Origin of the sequence: Hyphomonas beringensis (assembly GCF_000682755.1) — a bacterium.
Classification (GTDB): Bacteria; Pseudomonadota; Alphaproteobacteria; order Caulobacterales; family Hyphomonadaceae; genus Hyphomonas; species Hyphomonas beringensis.
In genome coordinates this window covers 253,260-276,723 of record NZ_AWFF01000001.1, presented here as the reverse complement: position 1 = coordinate 276,723, position 23,464 = coordinate 253,260, and the positions used below count along the sequence as shown (strand labels likewise).

Annotated in this window: 18 protein-coding genes; 8 read left to right on the top strand and 10 right to left on the bottom strand. The window is 56.2% G+C overall.

The window, feature by feature from the left end; all coding sequences use genetic code 11:
• Positions 1-23: 23 nt before the first annotated feature.
• Together HY29_RS01215 and HY29_RS01210 are read left to right on the top strand one after the other, a co-directional pair.
• Positions 24-830: a class II glutamine amidotransferase gene (locus HY29_RS01215; protein ID WP_051600996.1), complete on the top strand. Its 807-nt coding sequence runs from the start codon at positions 24-26 to the stop codon at positions 828-830.
• Between the two features lie 190 nt (positions 831-1,020).
• Positions 1,021-2,736: a thiamine pyrophosphate-dependent enzyme gene (locus HY29_RS01210; RefSeq protein WP_034790185.1), complete on the top strand. Its 1,716-nt coding sequence runs from the start codon at positions 1,021-1,023 to the stop codon at positions 2,734-2,736.
• Between the two features lie 96 nt (positions 2,737-2,832).
• Here the strand turns inward: HY29_RS01210 and HY29_RS01205 are convergent, their stop codons facing one another.
• The 4 genes from HY29_RS01205 to HY29_RS01190 are packed head-to-tail and all read right to left on the bottom strand — an operon-like array spanning position 2,833 to position 6,882.
• Positions 2,833-3,228 (bottom strand): cytochrome o ubiquinol oxidase subunit IV, encoded by a 396-nt coding sequence (locus HY29_RS01205; protein ID WP_051600995.1) that lies wholly within the window; start codon positions 3,226-3,228, stop codon positions 2,833-2,835.
• A complete protein-coding gene (locus HY29_RS01200; protein WP_034790183.1) occupies positions 3,225-3,857 on the bottom strand; it encodes a cytochrome c oxidase subunit 3 in 633 nt (210 codons plus the stop codon). Before HY29_RS01200 ends, HY29_RS01205 begins: the two co-directional genes overlap by 4 nt.
• Positions 3,854-5,959: a cbb3-type cytochrome c oxidase subunit I gene (locus HY29_RS01195; RefSeq protein WP_081811166.1), complete on the bottom strand. Its 2,106-nt coding sequence runs from the start codon at positions 5,957-5,959 to the stop codon at positions 3,854-3,856. The genes HY29_RS01200 and HY29_RS01195 overlap by 4 nt, the downstream gene beginning before the upstream one ends.
• Positions 5,956-6,882, bottom strand: a complete 927-nt coding sequence (locus HY29_RS01190; RefSeq protein ID WP_051600994.1) for a cytochrome ubiquinol oxidase subunit II family protein — start codon at positions 6,880-6,882, stop codon at positions 5,956-5,958. Before HY29_RS01190 ends, HY29_RS01195 begins: the two co-directional genes overlap by 4 nt.
• Positions 6,883-7,473: 591 nt before the next feature.
• Here HY29_RS01190 and HY29_RS01180 point away from each other — a divergent pair.
• The 3 genes from HY29_RS01180 (at position 7,474) to HY29_RS01170 (ending at position 9,870) form a co-directional block, all read left to right on the top strand.
• Positions 7,474-8,256, top strand: a complete 783-nt coding sequence (locus HY29_RS01180; RefSeq protein ID WP_241765105.1) for an alpha/beta hydrolase — start codon at positions 7,474-7,476, stop codon at positions 8,254-8,256.
• Positions 8,253-8,831, top strand: a complete 579-nt coding sequence (locus HY29_RS18155; protein WP_051600993.1) for an FMN-binding negative transcriptional regulator — start codon at positions 8,253-8,255, stop codon at positions 8,829-8,831. The genes HY29_RS01180 and HY29_RS18155 overlap by 4 nt, the downstream gene beginning before the upstream one ends.
• 262 nt (positions 8,832-9,093) lie before the next feature.
• Complete coding sequence (locus HY29_RS01170) at positions 9,094-9,870, top strand: AraC family transcriptional regulator (RefSeq protein WP_034790177.1); 777 nt, start codon at positions 9,094-9,096, stop codon at positions 9,868-9,870.
• Here HY29_RS01170 and HY29_RS01165 read toward each other — a convergent pair.
• The 3 genes from HY29_RS01165 to HY29_RS01155 form a co-directional block, all read right to left on the bottom strand.
• Positions 9,867-11,273 (bottom strand): alanine/glycine:cation symporter family protein, encoded by a 1,407-nt coding sequence (locus HY29_RS01165; RefSeq protein WP_241765104.1) that lies wholly within the window; start codon positions 11,271-11,273, stop codon positions 9,867-9,869. The two genes, HY29_RS01170 and HY29_RS01165, sit on opposite strands and share 4 nt — an antisense overlap.
• A gap of 167 nt (positions 11,274-11,440) precedes the next feature.
• A complete protein-coding gene (locus tag HY29_RS01160; RefSeq protein ID WP_051600991.1) occupies positions 11,441-12,919 on the bottom strand; it encodes a PepSY-associated TM helix domain-containing protein in 1,479 nt (492 codons plus the stop codon).
• Positions 12,919-13,533: a hypothetical protein gene (locus HY29_RS01155; protein WP_155838160.1), complete on the bottom strand. Its 615-nt coding sequence runs from the start codon at positions 13,531-13,533 to the stop codon at positions 12,919-12,921. The genes HY29_RS01160 and HY29_RS01155 overlap by 1 nt, the downstream gene beginning before the upstream one ends.
• Before the next feature lie 332 nt (positions 13,534-13,865).
• Here HY29_RS01155 and HY29_RS01150 point away from each other — a divergent pair, with 332 nt between their 5' ends.
• From HY29_RS01150 to HY29_RS01140, 3 genes are all read left to right on the top strand, one after another.
• Positions 13,866-16,151, top strand: a complete 2,286-nt coding sequence (locus HY29_RS01150) for a TonB-dependent receptor (protein ID WP_034790142.1) — start codon at positions 13,866-13,868, stop codon at positions 16,149-16,151.
• Positions 16,152-16,293: 142 nt separating this feature from the next.
• Entirely contained in the window at positions 16,294-17,301 is a 1,008-nt protein-coding gene (gene dgcA, locus HY29_RS01145; protein ID WP_051601023.1) for an N-acetyl-D-Glu racemase DgcA, read from the top strand.
• A 135-nt stretch (positions 17,302-17,436) separates the two neighbouring features.
• The gene (locus HY29_RS01140) at positions 17,437-18,432 is read left to right on the top strand and encodes an N-acetyltransferase DgcN family protein (protein WP_206741898.1); all 996 of its coding nucleotides are present in this window, start codon (positions 17,437-17,439) and stop codon (positions 18,430-18,432) included.
• Between the two features lie 59 nt (positions 18,433-18,491).
• Here HY29_RS01140 and HY29_RS01135 read toward each other — a convergent pair whose 3' ends face one another.
• From HY29_RS01135 to HY29_RS01125, 3 genes are all read right to left on the bottom strand, one after another.
• Positions 18,492-20,231 (bottom strand): N-acyl-D-amino-acid deacylase family protein, encoded by a 1,740-nt coding sequence (locus HY29_RS01135; protein ID WP_034790140.1) that lies wholly within the window; start codon positions 20,229-20,231, stop codon positions 18,492-18,494.
• Between the two features lie 23 nt (positions 20,232-20,254).
• Positions 20,255-21,679 (bottom strand): serine hydrolase domain-containing protein, encoded by a 1,425-nt coding sequence (locus HY29_RS01130; protein WP_034790138.1) that lies wholly within the window; start codon positions 21,677-21,679, stop codon positions 20,255-20,257.
• A 287-nt stretch (positions 21,680-21,966) separates the two neighbouring features.
• Positions 21,967-23,001, bottom strand: coding sequence for a histone deacetylase family protein (locus HY29_RS01125; RefSeq protein WP_034790136.1), 1,035 nt, complete (start codon positions 22,999-23,001; stop codon positions 21,967-21,969).
• Between the last annotated feature and the right edge of the window lie 463 nt (positions 23,002-23,464).

The window sequence follows — 23,464 nt, the reverse complement described above, 5'->3', positions numbered from 1 at the left end:
GACAATCCTGACAGGAGGCACCTATGTGTGAGCTGTTCGCGATGAGCGCATCGACCCCTCAGAGAGTTCGCTACGAGCTTGATCGTTTTGCGGCCGAAGGGGGCGAGCGTCATCGTAACCGCGACGGCTGGGGCATTATGTTTGCGCAGGATCGAGACGCATATCTGTTTCGTGAGCCTGATCCGGCTGCCACAAGCGAGCTTACCAAGATGGTGGTCCGCAACGAGCGTCCCTGCAAACATCTTATCGCACATGTTCGAAGGGCTACAGCGGGCAAACCAGAGCTGGCAAACACACATCCCTTTGACCGCGTGGTTCATGGACGGCGGCATGCCTTTGCCCATAATGGCGCATTGTCAGGCATCGAGGATCGCGAAGATACCAGCGAACTTGCAGTCGAAACCATCGGCGACACGGATTCCGAGCTGGCCTTTATGTTACTGCTCTCACGTCTCCGGAAACTCGAGGGCGACGATCCTGCAGCCCGATTTGAAACCTTCGTACGCTTTGCAGCCGAGATGCGCGAACTGGGGAGTGCGAACTTCCTTTTCTTCGATGGACTGTACCTGTTCGTTCACGCAGATCGCCGGCGCTTCGAAACCGAGACCGGGGTGACCGAGCCACGCGAACCTGGCCTCAACATCCGTAGTTTTGATACTGAGCATTACGGGAAGAAGTGGGAGAGACCTGGTGTCAGCATCAACGAGATATCCGGCCCGGTCCACCTGTTCGCCTCGGTGCCTCTTGATGCAGAAGGCTGGGAACCTTTGCCACGCGGAACCTGTATGATGTTAAGGGATGGTAAGATCCACGCCCATTCTAAAGCGTAGCATCGCGAGATCTTGATCGAAACCGGCCGATTTCATGGAAGACGATATCAATGAGGCTATGTATGGTCAGTTCGCTGAGGCATCTGGAAGAGGTATAAGGACCCAACCCCAGAGCGCCTGAATATAAAGCCGTCCGCCGCGCTGCTGCTCTCAATCCTTGGCCGGCAGCGTGGTATTGAAAGGGAATGACATGGCAAAAACTGTAGCTCACATCGTTGTCGATGCTCTTGAAAAGGCTGGCGCCAAGCGCGTTTACGGCATTCCTGGAGATACCATCAATCACTTCACTGACGCAGTCTCCAAATCCGATCTGCGCTGGATCACCGTCCGCCACGAGGAAGCCGGCGCGTTCGCCGCTGGCGGTGAGTCCTACATGACCGGCGAATTGTCCGTATGCGCGGGGACTTGCGGTCCCGGCTCGCTACACTTCGTGAATGGGATCTATGAAAGCCACCGCAATGGTGCGCCTGTGCTGCTGATCGCATCAGACGTTGCGCGCACGGAAAGCGGCTTCAATTTTCCGCAGGAGGTCGATCAGAAGAAGATATACGAACAGCATTCGCATTTCTGCGAATACATTTCGCACCCCTCACAAGCGCGCCGCATTATCACCAAGGCCGCGCAGGCTGCCCTCAACAAGAAGGGGGTGGCAGTCGTCATCGTGAATGGCGACATGTTTTCTGAGAAGGATGCTGACGAGATGGATTGGGAGGTTTACCGGCCCAAACCAGTATGCCGGCCAAACGACCAGGAAATGACCGATCTCGCCGCTCTGGTGGATGCTGCCAAGAAGGTCTCGGTTTATGCAGGAATCGGCGCGCGTGACGCCCGCGAGGAAATCATGGCCTTTTGCGAGAAGGTCAAAGCGCCGATGGTCCATACCACGCGTGCAAAGGAATTCCTTGAGCCGAACAATCCGTACAATGTCGGGGTGAACGGCATTCTCGGAAATCGCGCGGGGGTGGAGGCGCTGGAGAATGCGGATCTTGTGATCGCCATTGGCTGCGACTTTGCCTACACGCAATATTATCCAGAGTCGAAAAAGATCGTGCAGATCGATATTGATCCCACACATCTCGGCAGGCGTTCTGCCATCAATATGGGGCTCGTCGGAGATGCGAAGACGACGCTTGCTGCGCTCGTTCCGATGGTGAGCGCAAAGTCGGATACCGGCCATCTGGAAGAGTATCAGGAGCAGTGGAACAAGGATCTGGAAGGCTACCTCGAAGAAGGCAAGGAAAACGATCCGAATTTGATCCACCCACAATTCGTCGCCAATATGCTCGATAAAAAGGCGGCGGATGATGCGATCTTTGTGTCCGATGTCGGTACATCTATGGTCTGGATGCTCCGTCACCTCAAGGCCACCGGCAAGCGCCGCTTCCTGAACAGCCTTCTCCATGGCACCATGGCCAACGGGTTCCCTCAGGCTATGGGGGCCAAGCTGGCCTATCCTGATCGCCAGGTCATCGCCATGTGCGGCGACGGCGGGCTGACCATGCTGATGGGCGATCTGCTGACGTTGGTGCAGGAGAAGATCCCGCTGAAGTTGGTGGTATTCCACAACAACACGTTGGGTTTCGTAGAGATGGAGCAGCGTGTCGAGGGGCTGGTCGACCACTTCACAGGTCTCACCAATCCCGATTTTTCGAAACTGGCGGAAGCCTGCGGAATCACGGGCTGGCATGTTGAAAACAGTAACGATCTCGAAACGGCAATGGATGCCTGGCTGGCGGCTGAAGGACCGGCTCTGCTGGATGTGCATGTAAACCAGATGGAACTGGTCATGCCGCCAAAGATTGAGGTCTCTCAGGTCGCATCAACCGCCCTCTTTGGAATGAAGGCGGTTCTCGACGGCAGGACAAAGGAAGTCGTGGATCTTTTGCGGAATAATTTCCTGCGATAGCCCGGCCTCTCTGGGGCTGGCTGGCGCAAACAGTCAGCTTCATCGGAATCCGTTCCATCAGCCCATCGATGCAGCGGTTTCCGATGATTGAGGTCTTCAGTCTTCCGGTGCCCTATTGTGGGAATGCTCAGCAGGTTCTGCATGCGCAGCCTGGTCGCCGTGCATCCGGCCGTGCAGATCCGACAGGATCCAAATCGTCCCACCCGCCATGATCGACAGGAGGCTGGCGGAGAAGAGAACCAGCAGCAGATCCTCACGAGACTGGTTTCCGGAGAAGCTCAGATGCAGGAAATTCCGCAGGTGTGTGGTCACCTGTAGCAGCGCCGCAATACAGATGATGAGGATCTTGAGTGTCGGAGACAGATCCGAAAGCACGGCGGCAAAGGCCGCGATTGTCAGGATCAGGCTAATGACGAATCCGGTCGCATAGCTGCGTATCTCATGCGCAGCAGTGTCTTTGGGGTTTACCTCTCCAGTATTGGGCTTGGTCATGAGAGCGGCACCAGAAAGACTAAGGAAAAAATCCCGACCCAGATGAGGTCGAGGAAATGCCAGAAGACCCCCAGCATGGAGAGACGAATCTTCACGGTGTCATCCAGCCCCCGGGTTTTGATCTGGGTGATCATCGCGATAATCCAGAGTATGCCGACGCTGACATGCAGGCCATGAAGCCCCACCAGCGTCCAGTATGAACTGAGCCAGCCACTTGCCTGAGGGATGCCGCCCTTATGCGCCTGGTCTATGAAATCGCTAACCTCGAAGAAGACGAATCCTGCTCCGAGGATCGCGCTGATTGCGAGCCAGAGCATGACTTTTTTCGCGGCGCTGTCGTATTTTACTCCCAGCGATACGCCGCCATAAGCGACCCCGCCAAGCAGAAGAAGGCCGGTCTGTATCGCGACGCTTTTTATATCGAACAGCTCTTGTGGTCCCGGGCCACCGGCGAGGCCGACGGGGTTCAGATACGCAGCATAAGTGGCGAACAGGATGCCAAAAATGATGAGGTCGCTCATCAGGAAGACCCAAAAGCCGAAGACGTTGGTCTCAGCCTTTTCATTGGCTTCACTTTGGACGCCGGTCAGGTTCAGGCCGGGATATAGACTGTTGTCTGTATTGCTCATCCCGCAAACTCCGTAATGTCAGGAACGCCTCTATTGTGCTCCGTCTCCTCCTCGACGCGGCGCACGGGGGTGAGGCTGGCGATCCTGTCGCGGTACTGTTTGTCGGCTCGCTCGACTTCCTCGGCGGGCACAATAACCGGCTCGACAACCTGCAGGCCGCGCCAGAAAAGTGCTGCGACTATGGTGAACAGACTCACGATAGACAGCCACCAGATGTGCCAGGTCATGGCGAAGCCGAGCAGGAAGGCCGCCCCGGCGAGGGTTACGCCGAAATAGGTGTTGGCGGGCATCTCGATATCGACGTATTCATCCGGGCCTCTCCAGGGGTCACCGCCGCGCTTGGTGGCGCCCCAATCGTCACGCGCGGTGACAACAGGAATATGCGGAAAATTCCACTCAGGCACGGGCGCCGGACTCGACCATTCCAGCGTCGCACCATTCCATGGATCGCCGCCGGGAACGGCCAGCCGCTCACGATTGCGCCAACTCGTCCAGAAGGTCCATGTCAGACTCGTCAGAGCCGCCAGCATCAGGACCCCGCCAAAAGCGGCGATATACATCCACGGCATGAAATCGGGGTTCTGGAACGTCGGTGATCGGCGTGGCATGCCCATAAGCCCCAGAACATAAAGCGGCATGAAGGTGCACAGGAAGCCACCGATGAACAGATAAGCTGTCAGCCGCCCCCACGTCTCGCTCAATCGGAAGCCGAACGCCTTGGGAAACCAGTAATGGATGCCGGCCAGCATACCGAAGAGCACGCCTGGTATGATCACATTGTGGAAGTGCGCGACAAGGAAAGTGGAATTGTGGACCTGGTAATCAATCGACGGGTTGGCGAGGATGATTCCAGAAAGCCCTCCGATGACGAACAGCATGAAAAAGCCAACGAGATAGACAATTGGCGTCGTCACCCTTATGCGGCCTCGCCACATCGTCGCCATCCAGTCATAGATCTTCACGCCGGTCGGGATGCCGATGACCATCGTTGCGATCCCGAAGGCAATATTGACAGGAACGCTGGAGCCCATGGTGAAAAAATGGTGTAGCCATACGGTGAAGCTGATCACCGAAATGCTCATGCTGGCGATCACGAGCGAGGTGTAGCCATAGAGCTTCTTGCCAGAAAAGGTCGAAGAGATTTCGGAGAATACGCCGAATGCCGGCAGGACCAGAATGTAGACTTCCGGATGGCCGAACATCCAGAAGATGTTCGCATAGTTCATCATGTTGCCGCCCGCGGCATTCGTGAAGAAGTGAAAGCCTGCGTATCGATCCAGCAGCAGCATTGTGCTGGAGACCGTCAGAGCCGGCATAGCGTAGATCAGCATGATCGCGACGCAAAGCGATGTCCAGCAGAACAGCGGCATACGCATGAAATGCATTCCCGGCGCTCGTTTCTTGAAGATCGTGACCGCGAAATTCATGCCGGTCAGCGTAGAGCCGATGCCTGAAATCATTATCGCCCAGAGCCAGTAATCCACGCCTTCACCGGGGCTGTATTCGATGCCTGTATAGGGCGGATACATTGTCCACCCTCCGGTTCCGAACTGGCCAACCAGCAGCGAAATCATGATCAGTCCCGCGCCCGCGGCCGTCATGCCGAGGCTTACCTGGTTCAGCACAGGAAATGCCATGTCGCGTGCGCCAAGCTGCTGCGGCAGTACGAAGTTTATCAGGCCGATCAGCAGCGGCATCGCGACGAAAAAGATCATGATTGTCCCGTGCGTGCTGAACAGCTGGGCGAAATGGTCAGGCGCGACGAGCCCGCTTTCCGGTGCTGCCAGTGTGCCCAGTGCCGTCGCCTGGTGGGCTCGCATCACGAAGCCCTCGATGATGCCGCGGGCCATCATGACCAGAGCCAGCACGATATACATGATGCCAATTTTCTTGGCATCGGCCGAGGTTAGCCAGTCGCGAAACAGAGGCTTCCACCAACGCATCCAGGTTAGGAGCGCGACTGCACCAATCGCGCCAACAACAAGCACGGTGGCCGCCCCGGCGCCAACAATCGTGCTGCTGGTTACCTTGTTCAGCAAATCAGTGTACGGTGTGACACTCCAGTCTAGCCTGCCGAAGATAGGGTTGGTCTGCTGGATCATTCGGGGCCTCCACCACCTTGCGGAGGCAGGCCCGTGCCCCCGAGTTCGTCGACTGTGTGGGCTGTTCTTGATTGATGGTACTTCTGTACGACCCTGTCGAACAATGCGGTGTCTGGGGCGCTGAAATAGATCGGGGTCGCATCCTTGGTCAGGCCTAGGTCTGTCCGGGTTTCGGCTAGTACGGACCTGCGCCGCAAGATTGTATAGGTCGCGTCATCCAGTGTGGGGGCGCTACGCGCGTCTGAAACCCATGCATCATACCTGTCTGAGTCCAACGCAATCACGGTGAATTTCTGCCGTCCGAATCCGGTGCCGTTGAATTGGGTGTTTTCACCTTCTGCCGTTCCGGTGCGCGTAGCGGAAAAGTTTAATTTCGTTGTCATGCCTGGCATCGCGTAGATCTGACCTGTGAGAGGCGCGATCAGCATGCTCTGCATGACGGTATCTGTCGTCAGTGTCAGTTCTACCGGGCGCCCGACCGGAATGGCCAGTTCGTTGACAGTCGCGACGCCGTCTTCAGGGTAGATGAAGACCCATTTCCAATCGAGCCCGATCGCCTGGACCTGCAGCGGATTTTCTCCAATCGGCTTATAAGGGTCGAGTTTGCTGGTTGAGTACCAAAGCCAGCTGGCAAGCACGACGACGATAATAATCGGCACGCCCCAAAGCGCGAGTTCGAGTTTGTTGGAATACTCCCATTCGGGAGTATATTTCGCCTTGTCGGAGTTCAGTCGATAGCGCCACAGGAGCAGCGGGACGCCGACGAGCACTGGAAGGATCACAATCATGGTGATCGCGACAACGCGCAGCAGGTGCGCGGCCTGCTCTTCGGCGACAGGTCCCATCGGTTGCAGAAAGGATTGAGTCGCCAAGGTCTCAGCCGTAGCGGCTCCGGGCCACATCGTCAGGATCAAGGCAGACATCAGGCTTGCGGATAATGCCAAAAGTCGGACGGTTTTAAGCGATCTCATCGATACCGGATTTGCAGCATAGGAACTCTGGCTGGGAGCGTGATTGTGCGGGCCCTTGAAGAAGAAGCAAACACGTCGCGTATCCAGCAATATTGCGACCGTTCACCCACACATCGTCAGGGAGAGGAAAAAGCTTACTTCGTATGGGGTGAGCTAGCAACATGCCGAAAAGTTTTTCGCTTATCCGTATCATGCATATAGTGGCCACGAAGAGGCGGCAGGTCGCCCGGTTTTTTGCGTCGCAAGCAGTCTTGTTGCGGCTGACCCGGAAGACGACGTTTTCGGCCCGTGCGATGGTATCAGCGTTCTATCTCGCCTCCTATCGTTGCCTGCTTATCAGGTCTCAATATTGAGAGAGGCAGGGCCGTCATGACTACGCAGTCTTCTTTAAAAGGTGACGATATCGACCCCCAAATCCGGGCTTTCGTCGAACGGGCCTGTGCAGATTTCAGGGCTCTGGCAGGGCCTGACCCACTAACTATGGACAGAATGCGTGAAATTTCTGAGCAGGCCCGCAAAGCTTGGACTTTGGGCGGGCCCGACATGGCGCAAACTCTTATGGTTCGTGTGGGGGCGGGGGAACGCCGCGCCCGTATTCATATTCCGGCCGCAGGGGCTGGCAAGGGCACATTGATCTATCTGCACGGGGGTGGATGGTCGGTCTTCAGCATCGACACGCACGATCGCCTGATGCGCGAATATGCCGAGCGCATTGGCTGCGCGGTTATTGGCCTCGATTATTCCCTGTCTCCAGAGAACCGTTTTCCGACTGCCTTGAATGACGTCGACCAATGTCATGACTGGGTTCTGAGCGCCGGAGAATCATTAGGCCTTGAGACGGGGCATGTCGTGATCGGAGGAGATTCAGCCGGGGCCAATCTGGCGCTGGCAAGCACGCTGCGGCGCCGGGATGAGGGGCGCTTCATGCCAGATGGCTTGTTGCTCAATTATGCTGCCTTGGAGACGGATCATTACCCGTCGAATGACCGTTATGATGGCGCGCCTTACATGCTGGATGTCTCCGAAATGAAAATTTTCTGGAAGAACTATCTTGGCGCGGAGTCCACGGAGAACCCGTATGCGCGGCCGCTCTTGGCCGATCTTGCGGAGCTGCCTCCTGTCCATCTCTGCATCGCCGAATGTGACATTCTAAGGGATGAGAATCTGGAACTTGAGCGCCGGCTTGAAGCCGCGGGTGTCCATGTTTCTGCCCATCTCTACAAGGGCGCCACTCACAGCTTTCTTGAAGCCGTTGGGGTTTCGTCATGTGCAGAGCGTGCGGTTCAGGTCGGGGCTGACTGGGTATCGGACCTCTTTTCGCGATGAGTTCTGCTTTTGAGACTGTGCCGAATAGCCAAATCGTAGACTTTGCTGCGGTCCATCCACTTGCCTGGATCGTACCGGTCGGGGACCCTTCGGCGGCCACCCTTATGCCATTGCTGCTGGAAACGGACGCGCAAGGCATGCCTGTGTCCCTACTGGGCCACCTACCGAAATCGACGCTTGCCGCATCTGTTCTGACGGAACAGCCGGAAATTGTCTGTCTGTTTCTGGGCCCCAATGCCTACATATCACCTGACTGGGTCAGCAAGCCGGACTGGGCGCCGACCTGGAATTTTGTGTCTCTCAAGATAAGTGGGCAACTGGTCTTGGATGAGGCCCTGACCGATGAAGCCATTCGCAGCCTCGTTGCGCACATGAATGGCCTGACAGGCGCGAATTGGGATATTGCCGCAATGGGCGAGCGTTACACTTCGCTGCTGAAGGGGATTACCGGGTTTCGTATCCGGATCTCTTCGGTTCTGCCGCGCTTCAAAGTTGGTCAGGATGAGAACAGTGTCACATATTCCGAAATTTATGATGCTCTGACCGGCCATGCCCTTCAGGACTGGATGCGCTGAGCCTGCGCACCGGCTGATTTCGCACCTCTTCGCAAGATACGAAGAGGGCTGACACTTCGATCCCATTCTTTGGTAGACGCCCTAAAGAGGTAGATAGGCCTGTGCATTGGTGCTGCAGGCGATGCTTATTATGTGCGCAAGCATGCTTCCCGATAGGAAAGTTACAGCTGTTTTTGTTTTATACGGGCCTGCATGGTTGACGAGAGGCTACGTAATTATAGGGTCGATACGACAGTTTAATTGAAAATATCGAGGCCGGGCCATGAAGCATTTTGAGGATTTTGGGGACCTTTCAGCGTGGCCGGTCGTAGGCTTGCATGATGAGTATAGCGCCGGATTCCGGGATGAGCCCCACTCCCACAGCCGCGCGCAGCTTCTGTACGCGTCGTCGGGTGTGATGTCCGTCACGGTCGAGAATGCCAGCTTTGTCGTTCCGCCTCAAAGAGCCGTCTGGATCCCGTCCTGTCATATGCATAGCGTCTCGTGCCGGGGGCCGGTGTCTCTTCGCACGCTCTATTTTGATGAAGAGGCGACTGGCATGGCGGGCAGGGACTGCCATGTGGTCGAGGTGTCTGACTTTCTAAGAGCGCTCATCGTGGAGCTTGCGAGACTCGAGACGCAGCGAGCGTTCACGGAGCGCGAGCACAGCATCATCAAACTGATGGTGGGCGAATTGAAGGAAACGCCTGATGCGCCATATGCGGTTCCGATGCCGTCAGACTTCCGGTTGATGCGTGTGTGTCAGGCAATTATGGAGCGGCCGGAAGAGACCCACTCTCTGGATGAGCTGGCGAGAAAGGCGGGCATGGGACGGCGGACGTTTACACGCCTATTCAAGCAGCAGACCGGTATAGGCGTTGCGGCATGGCGCCACCAGGTTCGACTGATGGAGGCCATTTCGCTGCTCTCAACGGGTAGGCCGATTACCAGTATTGCCTTCGATGTAGGATATGAAAGTGCAAGCGCCTTCACCGCCATGTTCAACCGGTCGTTTGGAGTTCCGCCAAGTCAGTATCTGTCTAGCAGGGTGTCAGATTAAGACGCTGAACCAGTTGACTTGCCGGTCATGCGTTTGAAGTAGGATTCAGACTCCCGGGCAATGTCTCCTGACATGATGTACAGGCCGATAATGTTCGGAACCGAGAGAAGGAAGAACAGGCTGTCGGTCAAATTGATGACCGTGTTGACGTCTACCAGCGCGCCGAGCGGGAGCGTTCCGCAAAAGAACATCAGGTAAAGGCGATTACGTGCCGGCGTAGATCCAAAGAGGTATGCGGAGACTTGCAGCCCGTAATAGCCGACGGAAAGCACTGTCGAAAACGCGAACAGGCAGACCGCCAAGGCAAGCACATAGGGAAACCATGATGACACTGTGCCGAACGCCGCAGATGTCATGGCGATGTCCGAATAGTCAGACTGCCAGACACCGGTCACGATCAAGGCGAGGCCGGTTGCACTGCAGATCAGGACAGTGTCGATAAAAGGCTCGAGCAAAGCAACAAACCCTTCGGAGGCGGGTTCGCGCGTCTTGGCCACGGCGTGAACAATCGCAGCCGTTCCGATGCCGGCTTCATTAGAAAAAGCGGCTCGTCTCATTCCGGCAATGAATGCGCCTACAGCGCCGCCCACAACAGAGTGCGGGACGAATGCCTGGCTGAAGATCAGCGCCAGAGCATGTGGCAATTCGGACGCGTTCAGGACAAGAATGGTCAGGATGCCCATCAGATAGACCACGCACATGATGGGGGTCAGCCGGGCTGTCACCCTTGCAATGGCATGCGCGCCGCCTAGCAAAACCGCCGCAGCCAGGCTGGCAATCACCGCGCCATAAATCAGGGCCGGGCCGATCCCGTCTCCCAGACTCAGGACCGTGCGGACCTGTGAATAGGACTGGTTTACCTGGATTGTCTGAATGAATGCGAAGAGGGCGAAAACTGCATAGACACCCCCAAGCAGACGGCCAAGGCGTGGCCGGCCATAGGAGGCGAGGCCATTGCGCAGAGTCCACATCGGGCCGCCTGACAGCCGTCCATTGGGTAGGGTTGTCCGGTATTTCACCGCGAGCAGGACTTCGGCAAATTTCAGCGACATTGCGAAGAGTGCAATGATGACCATCCAGAACAGTGCGCCTGGTCCGCCAATTGCTACAGCGATCGCGACACCTGCAATATTGCCGAGGCCCACAGTGCCGGAGATCGCGGTGGAAAGGGCCTCGAAATGAGTCATTTCTCCCGGAGCATCTTCTTCCTTGTGCTTACCCCGCACCAGAGCCAATGCCAGCCCAAATCCCCGGATGTTCAGAAATCGCAGCCTGATCGTAAAGAAGACCATTGCACTGGCGAGCCAGACGACAATCAAATTTACATCCACCCCGCCTATGGAGACGGAAAAGAACACGACGGAAACGAGCCATTGCGAGAATAGCTCAATATAATTCAACACTGAGACCACTGTATTTCCATATTTTTCGCAAGCCGAGCCGACTCTGCCATTTCAGCCAATGGACCTTATGCGGGCGTGCCCTGAAACCTCATGGGTGTATTCTGGCCCGCAGGCGAGGGTGATTGGCCCGTATCATGAAAATCGCCTGTACGAATGTGAGGCGCTGCTCATACATCCGGCAAATTCCGGGCGTGAAGGATTCGGCCAAAAAGACCTACCAGTTCAGGTGCCAGAAAGCACACTGCGACGGCCAGCAATGTGCCGCTGGTCATGAGCGATGGGGACTTGCCAAGGTGATGATAGTTTTGGGCCAAATGCTGGCCGACACCGACGCTAATCGCCGCAAATGTCAGCAAGCGTAAACGAAAGGCCGGTCGGGCTAGCCATCCGCTGATGGTTGCCAGCGAAATCATACAGAGCAGCAACCAGAACTGCATGACGAGCAGGTTACCAAAATCCGGCCATAGCTGTTCCAGGAGAAACCCGCAGGCAATTGATGCCGGAGCGCCCCAGACAATGGATGCCCAGAGCGCCTCCAATTTCGGGGCAGATCGTCCAGCCGCCTGCCGCTTCATGAAATAGATATTCATTCCGGTCGCCACGATCACGCTCAGAAAAAGTCCGAGTAGGGCATATATCCATTTGATGGTGAGCCCACCGAAGGTTCCAAAATGCAGGCGATACATGGAAGACATGAGTTGTTGTCCAATAAAGCCGTCGGAGACATGAGCGGAACCTGTGAATGTGCCATCGCCGCTGAAATAGTAATATTCGCCTGAGATGAGACGGCGCGGGTGCCGCGCGAGAATCTGGATCGTCTGATGATCTGTGCCTGGACTGGAGAGGCTGATCATGTCTGGCTCCAGATCCGGATGCTCCGACCGAAACCAGGAAAATGCCTGGCTGGCCGCATGCGTGCTGCCAGAGGACGCGCCAGCAGGTCCATTGCCAAATATAGTTTGAAAGACCGCGCCGCTATTGCCGCCATACTCCAGCGGCGCGATTGCTACAGCTACGATTGTGCATAGGCCAAGTACGGCCCCGCTGAAGGCGATGGCTATATGGAAGGGGGATGTCCAGACGCTTAGGCGGTTATGAATATCTGCCTGCTGCAGGCGTTTGCTGCCCGAAACACGAAAGATAAAGGCGTCGCGTAGGATTTTCGGATGCGCCAGAAACCCGCTCATAATTGATGCGAGCATGAGCATGCCGACGAGTCCGACGACGGCGAGCCCCAGAATACGTGGAAGATTTAGTTGATGGTGCAGCCCGACAACAAAATCAGTCCACGGCGACTGAGGGGAGTTCTGAGCATTGCCCTCCGCGTCGAGCACAATTTCGGCCCTGTCTGCCATAAGCCTGAAATGGGGGGTCTCATCTGTTGGCAGATAAAGATTGATGCGGCTGGGAAGGGGAGTGGATGATTCCAGAACATTATCCAAGGCCCGGTCAATATCCTCAGCAGAGACAGAGTGCATGACAGGTGATGCCGGGGTTTCCCATATGCGCAGCTCGTGTGCAAATGTTGCCACCACGCCTGTGATTGAAACAATGTAGAGCAAGGCGGAGAGCGCAAGGCCCAACAGCAAATGCGCGCTGAGCGCCTTCTGAACCAGACGGGGCGGGAGCTTTGGCCAGTTGGGCATCAGTAGTCTCCCATTATTGAGATCAGGACAGCACAAACCATCATCAGGCCCCCTGTCCATGAGGTCATGCGGAGAAGGTGTTCGCGTCCCATCAGGATGTAAGTGGACAAGGCGGCAGCCAAAACAGGGAACGCAAAAAAAGCGATTACGATTGAGTCTGCCGGTGCGGCGCCCGCATGTGCACAGACCTGATAGATTAATAGTGTGGCAGACATTGCGCCTATAATGGCGCCGGGACCGGCGAGTAGAAAGACGGTCCCAGCGCGAAAGCGCCCGCCTTTGGATATGTCAGGATCTGCCTTAGTTCGTGCTGTCCTGGTGCGCTTCCGAGTTTTCTTTTCTGGTGATATGGCTGCCTTCAACTCAGCGCGATTTGATGCCATGACCAGAAAACACGCCACACAAGCTGTGGCCATTGAGCAGATTGCGGCGCCCGCATCCTGGTAAATCGCGTAGGCGAGACAGTGAGCCAGAATTAAAATGATCCATGCGGCCAGTAATACATGCCTGCGGGCTGAACCTCTTTGTGACCATACTGATTTAATTAGATAAAGGCCGACCCAGCTCAGCAAGATCGCAAGCGTTAGACCCAACGCAATCATGATCTTTTCCAAAAGATCCTCCCCATATCAAACACACTCTTCTCAGGATCTGACAGTAGAGATGAAACAGGCGCATGCTGTTTCGATTCGGTCATTTTGTGTCTCGAACGGGTTATCCGGCTCAGGGTTCGCTGCAGGTCATGCGCCTATGGGCCTCAGCGCAATGCTTTAAGGCCCCGATCACAAAGTATACCGCAGGAAAGAAATGTAGCGTCCGATCCGGGAAGCGACTCTCGGATTATCCGCATGCGACGGCTGTTGCGGATGATTGCATTCAATTCGCGCAGATACAAAGTCAAGCTGCCGGGACTCGTAGGGATGGTTCTATTGAAATGAGGAATGTCATGAAACGGACGGTAGCAACACTACTTTTAGGGATGGGTGCCTTTAGCGCGGCAGGGCATGCATTTGCTCAAGAACAAGAAGACGAGCCGCATGAACTTGATGTTGTGGTGGTTAAGGGCGAGAAAGTTGAGCGCTCACTCCAGGACACAGTCTCGAGCGTAGCGGTTCTGTCATCAGTGCAGCTTGAAGAGAAAAACATTATCACACTGGGTAATGTCTTTGATCAAATCGCGAACGTGACAGAGACATACCCAGGCGCAGGGTTCACCATTCGCGGGGTGTCAAACCGTAACGTCTCCGGCGGCGGCGCAAGCGGCCTGGCCACAGTCTTCCTGGATGGGGCCGCACTACCGGACGCCTATATCACCGGCGCGCCGACCGATATGTGGGATATTGATCAGGTTGAAGTTCTGCGCGGGCCGCAATCCACCCTGCAGGGACGCAACACTCTGGCAGGTGCGGTGATCATCAATACCGTGAAGCCGACATATGATTGGGATCTGCGCGGCCGCGTAACCCACACGGATCACCGGTCTCAGACCTACTCGATCGCTGGTGGTGGTCCCATCATTGAGGACCAACTCGCCTTTCGCGTGTCTGCGGAATACAAAAACGACAAGGGGTTTGTGCAGAACGTTACGCGCAACACCGAAGAGAACGCCAAGGAACTCAGCTCTGGTCGCATCAAGCTGCTTTGGGAGCCGGAGAGCATTCCTGAGCTGACTGCCGGTCTCAGCTACTCTCATAGCAAGTATGATGGCGGCTACATGTTCAGCTACAGCCGGGCAGATGTCGATGATGTCTATAATCGCCGCATCGATCTCTCTGACGAAGCAAACACATTCAAGCGGGACTCCGATTTTGCATCGCTCAACCTGTCATATGACCTGAATGACGTTGTTACCCTGAACTCAATCACGGCCTGGTCTAGTGAAGATATCAGCGCCACATATGACCTCGACTATACCGCAAAGCCCCAGAACTATGGCGGTATTGATGAGAGCTATGAGACATTCTCTCAGGAACTGCGGGCAAACTATGAAACAGAACGCCTGACGGGTCTGGTCGGTTTGTACTATTCAAACCGTGAACGTCCTTTCGTAGATACCAGCCTGTCCAATGTCGTCACGCCGGTCGGGACGATTTCCGCGCTACTTCAGGGCGGCGGTGTGGATCAGGCGAGCGCGGATGCGTTGGCTGCGCTCTATGCGGCGGACTTGCCTATCATTCCGGTCGACTATCGGGGTGTCGGGTTCTTCAAGACCGAGAACTATGCCCTGTTTGCCGACGGCACCTATGCCGTAACGCCGAAACTCGATCTTCTTGCAGGCTTCCGCTACGATTATGAAGAGTTCACGCAAACGGCTGTATCAACAACGGACTTCGTTGGAACATACCCTGATCCGGCTGATTATGGCGCGCCAGGCTCTGCCTTCTATAATGCCATCATTGGCATCAATGCCGGTGTCGCGGGCCTTGTTGCCAGCGCCGAGGGGTCTGTCCTGGGCAACGAGCCGCGCACTTTCGAGGCCTTCTTGCCTAAGGCAGGCCTGACCTATCACTGGACGGATGATCTCTCCACGGCCTTCCTTGTTCAGCGGGGCTATCGCTCCGGCGGTTCTACCTACAATGTCGCGCGGGCATCTGTCGTTCCTTACGATCAGGAATACACCTGGAACTATGAGGCATCCCTGCGGTCAAGCTGGCTGGATGGCAGACTGACGGCCAATGCCAACGTCTACTATACAGACTGGAAGGATCAGCAGGTCACGGTTTACTTCGGCCTGAACGAGTATGACTATAATACCGTGAATGCGGGTAAATCGACCCTTTATGGTGCAGAGCTCGATACGTCCTACAGGGTGAACGACGAATTGAATATCTATGGATCTGTTGGGTATTCAAAGACCAAGTTTGATGAGTTCGAGCTGGATAAAGGAACAATCGCCAGCGATCTGACGGGGACAGAGTTTGCCTTTGCGCCGCACTGGACTTCGTCAATTGGTGGTCACTATGAAACCAGCTCTGGTTACTTCGCGGATATCAGCGCCAATTATCGCTCTTCGCAGTACAGCACGGTCGCCGCTGACCAGGCTCTGGGGAAGGTTGACGGCCGTGTCGTTGTCAACGCGAATGCGGGATATGATGCCGATACTTGGCGTCTGTCGGTCTTCGTCAACAATGTGTTTGATGAAGAATACCTGCAATATTATCAGGTCTTGACCTCCCGTGTCATGGTTGGCGACCCTCGTGTGGTCGGCGTGACACTGGGCTTCGACTTCTAGATCGATATTTCCTTAGCCAGAAACCATTCTGCCTTTACTTTAGGCGAGGATGGTTTCTGTGCCCTATTTCCTCCAGTATACGGAGGGAATTGCTTTCTGAAATTGATACTGGAGCGTGATTCCAATGCAGCCCCTGATGAGAATGCGTGATGAAACCTGGCCTGTTTCAATTTCGGCGCAGGTCGACATTGAAACATGGGAGCTGGAGAGCCCCTTCATCATTGCGCGGGGCAGGCAGGACGATATCGTTCTCACTTTGGTGACCTTACAGAGTGAGGGCATCACAGGCCGTGGGGAATCCTGTCCGGTTCTCCATTATGGAGAAACGCCAGAGAGCGTCTGCAAGCAGATCAGAGCGGCCTTACTTCTATTGGAACAAGGTATGCATTGGGCGGACCTGCATGACGAGATGCCAGCCGGCGCTGCGCGTAACGCGGTGGATTGCGCCGTTTGGGATCTGGTCGCGAAGACGAGCGGAAAACGCGTATATGAAATTCTGGGCCTGCAGGCGCCAAAGACGGTTGAGACCGTTTATACACTCAGTGTCGACACGCCAGAAAATATGGCGGCCGCCGCCCGCAATGCCGGACAGTATTCAAAACTGAAATTGAAGCTCGGCGGCGGGGCAATTGATTGCGACCGTGTCAGAGCCATCCGGGAAGCCGTGCCGGAAAAGACATTGATTGCCGACGTCAATGAATACTGGACGCGCGGGATGCTGGCAGAATTCCTGCCAGTCATGGCAGAGGTTGGGCTGAACATGCTGGAGCAGCCTTTGAAGGCGGGTGACGATAGCGACATGGACGGTATTGATCGGCTGGTTCCGGTCGGGGCCGATGAATCCTGCCACGTCACAGGCGATCTGCTCAAGATCCGGGACTATTACGATGTCGTGAACATCAAGCTCGATAAGACGGGTGGACTGACAGAAGCGCTGCGCTTGAAAAGCAAGGCAGAGGAATTCGGCCTGCAGACCATGACGGGGTGCATGTTGGGCACATCGCTTGCCATGGCGCCGGCTCATCTCATTGCTCAGAATTGCGCCTATGTAGACATTGATGCCCCGCTTCTTATTGGAAAGGACCGCCCCGGCGGCCTTCACTATAATGGCGGACAAGTATCGGCGTCTTCGCCGGAATTGTGGGGCTAGCGCCAGGAAGTGGGCGAATGTCGCCGACTGCCAAGTTTGCCACTTTGATCTCCAATTTGACCCTCCTGCAGCAGTCCTGAGCCGTGAAAATGCCTATTGTGGCACAAGGCCAATATTATTGTATGCGGAGCATTCATGCTGAAAATTCAAAGACCCTATCTGATCTTTACGGGTGACACCGAGTTCGTGAAAACGGCGCGTGGTGTGCGCGACTGGCGTCCGGATCAGTGCATCGCCCAGTATCGCTATCCTTCTAACCCGATTGATTTGGGCCTGCCGGAGATGGGATTCGCTGAAGCCTATGAGGCCGGTGCGCGTACAATGCTCCTGGGGGGAGCACCAGCTGGCGGCGGCCTTCCGGAACACTGGATTGATGATATATGCGCCGCGTTGGAAGCAGGGCTCGATATTGCCAGCGGCCTACATGATAAGCTGGCCGACAATACGAGACTGCGCGAGCTGGCCGAAAAGCTTGGCCGCAATCTGTGGGACATCCGGTCCGTCAAACAAAGCTTCGGGATGGGCCAGTTCGAGCGCCGGTCGGGCAAGCGTCTTCTCACTGTCGGGTCAGATTGCGTCGTCGGGAAGAAATACACGGCTCTTGCTCTGCACCGCGAGTTCTCTGAGCGCGGAACATCGACAAGTTTCCGCGCAACCGGACAGACCGGCATTCTCATCGCGGGTGAGGGCATCCCGATCGATTCTGTCGTGTCGGATTTCATCTCGTCCGCAGCCGTACAGCTGAGCCCGCCAGCAGCCGCGGACCACTGGGATGTTATTGAAGGGCAGGGCTCCCTTTTCCACCCGGCCTATGCGGGTGTCACACTGGGGCTTATTCACGGCAGCCAGCCAGATGCGCTGGTCTTGTGCTCAGATCCTACACGCACCCGGATTGCCGCGTTCGAACTTTTCCCGCAGCCGAGCCTCGCTGAATGTGTCCGCCGCTATACGGATGCGGCGCGGTTGACCAATCCCGGTGCGAAAGTCGTTGGGGTTAGCCTCAACACGTCGTCCTATTCTGACGAGGATGCCAAAGCGCTCCTGCAGGCGACAGAGGACGACCTTGGCTTGCCGTGTGTTGATCCTATCCGGACTGGCGTTGCAAGCATCGCTGACGCCGTCCTGGACTAAGCCAGATCCATTATGCCAATAGGCGCCACTTGGGCGCCTATTGGTGTTTTCGTGATTTTCTAATTATCCGACCATGTCCAGTCATCCGCGCTGGCGCGGCATCCGCCGTCAGATCTTTCGCTCCACGCTCTTCCGCGCAGAGCTTTACCAGGCATCGCGCCTGTTGGCTCACCATCCTGCAGGGCTGCCTGGCCATTGACGATCACAGCATCTACTCCCACTGAGAACTGGTGAGGTTCCAGATAAGTCGCCTTGTCCTGAATGGTTTCGGGATCGAAGATGACAATATCGGCCACATTCCCTTCCTTCAGAACGCCGCGGTCTTCAAGCGAAAGGACGCCAGCGGGGAGGCTCGTCATCCGGCGGATCGCTTCCGGCAGGGACAGCAGATTCTCATCCCTGACATAGTGCGCATAGACACGGGAGAAGTTTCCATAACTACGCGGGTGCGTACCGCTTTCCAGGAAAACGCCTTCGGGTGCCATTGCGACACCGTCTGACACAAAGCTGACATATGGCTTCTGAATGATCTCGCGAATACTGTCTTCAGACATCGTGAAATAGATCGCTTCCGGATGGCCCTTTTCCTTGAGGATCAGATCCAGAATGGCCTCTTCGGGGGAGACGCCCCACGCCTCGGCGATTTCACTTACACGCATGCCAAGATAGGGCTTCAGTTCTGCACTTTTCGCGACGGCCAGCATGACATTGTCCGGGCCGCCTGCCAGTTCCATGACGTTCTCCCAGCCTGCATCGGGATCTTTCATCTCGGCGATGATCTTTGCCCGTGTGTCTGGGTCTTGCAGGCTTCCAAGCATGGCGTCCAGTCCGCCGTCCTGTACCCAGGGCGGGATAGAGGCTGCGAGGGTCGTGCCGGATGCATTGTATACGTACATATCGGCCGTCAGATGAACGCCATCGGCTCTGGCATCGTCCATCATCTTCAGCGCTTCTGTTGTCTTGGGGAAGTTTTTCGCTCCGCCAACTTTGAGGTGGAACAGCTCCAACGGCGCTTTTGAGCCACGCCCGATTGTTATGGCCTCCTCAATCGCCTCGATCCAGCGGTCTCCCTCGCTGCGCATATGGGTGGCATAGATGCCGCCGCACTTGGCCGATTGCGATGCAAGCGCTGTCAGCTCAGGCGTTTCGGCAAAAGCACCTGGCGGATAGATCAGGGAGGAGGCCACGCCCATGGCGCCATCTTCCATCGCATCGCGCACAACATCCTGCATCTCTTGCATCTGCGCGTCTGTCGGAACGACATCATCCGTGCCGAGCACATTCATGCGCACGGTGGCGGCGCCGGCATAGGATGCGATGTTGAAGGCCACGCCCCGGCGTTCCATTTCTTTGAAATACTCGTCGAGACTGCGCCAATTGACGTCATATTGTATTTCACCCTGCTGTGCTTTGAGGGCTGCCGCCATGGGGCCGGTGAGCGGCGCCATTGAAATGCCTTCGCCCATGACTTCCAGGGTGATCCCCTGGCGCAGAGAGCTTTCGCCCGTGCCGTCCTCAAACAGGGCTTCATTCGACCAGCTGAGCATATTGATAAAGCCCGGTGCTACCGCGAGGCCATGGGCATCAATAACCTGTTTTGACTGAAACGGCGCGTCCGGCCCGATATAGGCGATGCGGTCTCCAATAATCGCAATTTCACCGGCCTGCGCTGTGCTGCCCAGCCCATCATAGATCGAGGCATTCTCGATTAGCAGGTCATAGTATGTTTGCTCACCAGGCGTCTGACAGCCTGTCAAAAGCGCCACCATCGCGGGCGCAATCCATCGCTTGATCTTCATTCGGTTTTACCTTGTTTCTGGAGTTAAGCCCTGCGCAGGAACCCGATTTTTCCCTGCTCGTCATATGCTGCGATCAGGTGGCTGATCTTGTTGCCTGCCAATACCCTGTAGCGGCGCCACCAATCTTTCCCTTGCCGCGTGTCTTGCACCAGCGTGATGGACTGCAGGTTTTCGCGCTGCGCTTCCGATAGTTTGGGCGTGACATAGTCCTGCACAAAGGCAGGCAGTATTCTCAGCTCTTTTGCGAAGTATCCGCTATCGACGGGTGTCGACCGCAGCGCGATGTCTGATATCGTCGCCGTCAGATCAGGATTCCCGTCCGGTATTTCTTTGAGGGACATCGGGGTGCTTTGAGGGCAGATCTTTTCGGCGATACGGAAGCCCAGATCCTGAATGTCGCCATTGCCGGTCGACATCACCATCATTTCGAGACCCGTTGCAGGCTGGCGCAGGTGCAGAGTCGTGTAGTCAGGCACAAAGCCGGTATGGTGATAGAAGGGCGTTTTTCCGTCCAGCGTATCGGTTCGCCAGCCCATGGAATATCCGCTTGATCGGCCGGTTGGGTAGACCCAGCTTTCGTAGAGCAGTTCGCGTGACTCGTCTGACAGCAATGAGCTGCTGGCCAGCGCAGCGCTCCAGCCCGGAATATCTTCGGCTGTCATGAGCAGTCCACCCGCCGCCACGGCAGACGTGGTGCTGGCCATTTGCACAGACCGCATATACTTTCCGTCTTGCCATTTGTAGCCGTCTGCGCGGTTCTTGATTACGGCTTGACCATCATCTCCGCGAGCGTGGGGCAGGCCGTATTCCCGGAACAATTTTTCGATATGATCTGCATACGACTCACCTGTCACCTCTTCGATGACATAACCAATGAGCGTATATCCGGCATTGGAATAGAAAAAGGCTTCTCCTGGCGGAGCAATCGGAGGAATGTTCCGAGTTAGCTCATACATGGTCTCGCGGGTCACGGGGCGGTCGAAGCTGCTGAAGCCGAAACCGTTGAAATAGTCCGGCAGTCCGCTGACATGGGAGAGAATGTGTCTGAGAGTTCGCGTGCCCCACTCGGGCGAGACTTCCGGAAGAAAGTGCGAAAGGGGCGCGTCCAGAGACAAGCGGCCCTGGTCAGCCAGTCTGAGCACGGCGATTGCGGTCACATGCTTGCTGACGGATCCGATGGCGAACAAGGTCGATGAGGTGACTGGCGCATCAAAAATGAGGCTGGCTTTGCCATGTGTTTGAGACAGGACAGTCTGATCCCCGAGCACAGCGCACACAGACGCGGCGGGAATGTGCTCCTGTGCCATCACTTCCTCAACGATGTCCGATACTTCAGACGAGGCGGAGGGTGACATGGCCTGGCGGGCACTCGCTTTTGCGGCACTCGCGCAGGAGGCCAGGGGAGTGGCTGCGGCCAGCGTGGCAAACATCATCTCTCTGCGGTTCATGAATAGTCTCCTGCAATGGCACTTGGGATCACACCGATCCGGTTCTGGTGGTTTGCCGGACCGGTATAGCGGCGAGGATGCGTGGATTGGTCTGGTCTGAACGTATTCGGCTGAGGCGAGCCGTAGCAAGGCCGGGGCCCGGCCCGAACAGCCTTTGACCCATGGCAAAAGGTGCCGTCAGGTGAGACGGGCCAGCAGGGCTTTCCTATGCACACAAATGCGTCGCAGTAGCCAGCACCAGCTGAATGGATTCCACGCATTCAGGGCCTGTCAGGCAGGCAGATTGTCTAGTCTGCTTGGGTAGACTGGAAGGCTGACAGAAAGGCCGTCAGATTCTTTGGCAGGGCATCGCAGAGATAGCCGCCTTCCTGTATGAAGGTAGTCGGCAGGCCAGCATCGCCGATCCGTGTCGCAATCTGCGCGAAACCGTCCTCCGTGATCCCGAAGGCCCCGACCGGATCATCCTTACCGGCGTCGAGTCCCAGTGCCACAACCAGGCCTGCCGGATTGAAAGTACGGATCGCTTCGATGGCAGTTGTTAGCGCGCTGAGGAAGGCCTCGTCGCCAGTACCCGGCGGAAGCGCGAAGTTCCTGTTAAGTCCCTCGGCAGGGCCTGATCCTGTTTCATCTTCATAGCCGCTGAAGAAGGGGTAATAGTCTGACGGATCGCAATGCAGCGAGATGGTTAGCACATTCGGATCTTCATAGAAGATCGACTGCGCGCCATTTCCGTGGTGCACATCAATATCCAGAATGGCGATTCTGCCACCTGTCAGATGACCCATATGGCGGGCCGCGATGGCGGCATTGTTGAAATAGCAAAAGCCTGCGGCGGCATCTGAGAAGGCATGGTGTCCCGGTGGGCGACACAAGGCATAGGCCGGTTCACCCTTCAAGGCGGCCTCGGCAGAACTGATCGCGGCCTGAGCGCTCCAGTAAACGGCCCCCCATGTGCCTGCGCGGACGGGCGTTGACGTATCGCACGTGTAATATCCCATCTGGCCGAGAAGCCCCACCGGGCGGCGATGCATTTGCGGTTTGGCGAAATGTGTTCCGAGGATCTCATCCGAAATGCCGCCGGGAATTTCTGCCCGTCTACTCCAGGCCTGAGCCAGGAAGTCCACATAGTCCTGGCTGTGGACACGAAGAATAGGTTCAAGGCCGTTGTCTTCCGGCGCCTGTGATAGTGCGCCTGCCTTGAGTGCCGCGCCAAGCAATACATCGTAACGCTCAGCCGATTCCGGATGTGCAACGATTTTGCCTCGGCGGAAGTATCTATCAGGGTCATGTCCAAGCGAGCGATCTGTGTGGAATACCAGCATGCACATACTTTCTTGAGAGATATCGGGCGTCGTTTGCGGGCCAGCATTTGGCCTCTTGTTACAAGGCCTGCAACCGTCTTGGCAGACATCGGCCCAGTCCAGTGATCGTTTGGCCCTTTCGAAGCAATTCATCTGTTGGGCAGAATATGGAGAATCTGAAATGCCAGCAGCCTGGGGCAGTGTGTCAAGATTTGGTTTCGTCTTGTAATTTAATGCTGCTTCGGGCGCTGCGCTCCGCTTCTGCTTCATCCCAGTAAAACCGCGAAAAATACGTCAGAGGCTCACTAAGGCCGGAAGCCTGAAACGATAGCGTTTGAGAAGGCGGTCAGCCTCAGGACTGTTTTTGCATCAAAGCAACTTGGCGGATGCGTAGTCTATGTCTGCTCGTGAAGCGCTGCGGCGGCGATGGTCTCGATGCACGTTTCGGGGTGGTCGCAAGATTTATGTTCGAACTGCGGGCCGG